Annotated in this window: 1 protein-coding gene; it reads right to left on the bottom strand. The window is 43.3% G+C overall.

What is annotated here, in order from left to right:
* Nucleotides 1-22: 22 nt before the first annotated feature.
* On the bottom strand, nt 23-244 hold the full coding sequence (locus FE392_RS19555; protein ID WP_319931808.1) for a hypothetical protein: 222 nt from the start codon (nt 242-244) through the stop codon (nt 23-25).
* Nucleotides 245-254: the final 10 nt, after the last annotated feature.

The raw sequence follows: 254 nt of genomic DNA, 5'->3' as shown, positions 1-254 counted from the left end.
CCTTATACCCACCACCCCAGAATCATTTGCTCTGGGGTGTAAATTTACGTAACTCGCCAATTAGCCGAGGGGTATATCCCCTATTCATAAATGCTATTGATCTCATCGTGCCCACATAGGGAAAATATTCTCCTTCCTGCACATCTTCAGCACAGCAAACAGGATAGTAGCCATCACCACGCTCTTCGAAAACGACATCTTCAGTGATGAAATGAGGAATAAAGAATAATAACCAATGTTTCATTCAGCCCTCC

This window comes from Xenorhabdus santafensis (assembly GCF_033949405.1).
Taxonomy (GTDB): domain Bacteria; phylum Pseudomonadota; class Gammaproteobacteria; order Enterobacterales; family Enterobacteriaceae; genus Xenorhabdus; species Xenorhabdus santafensis.
The sequence above is the reverse complement of the archived record's forward strand: the minus strand, read 5'-3'. Positions and strand labels throughout refer to the sequence as shown.

Coding starts and splice junctions, on each gene's coding strand:
- FE392_RS19555 (WP_319931808.1), bottom strand. CDS start 244: ATGAAACATTGGTTATTATTCTTTATTCCTCATTTCATCACTGAAGAT.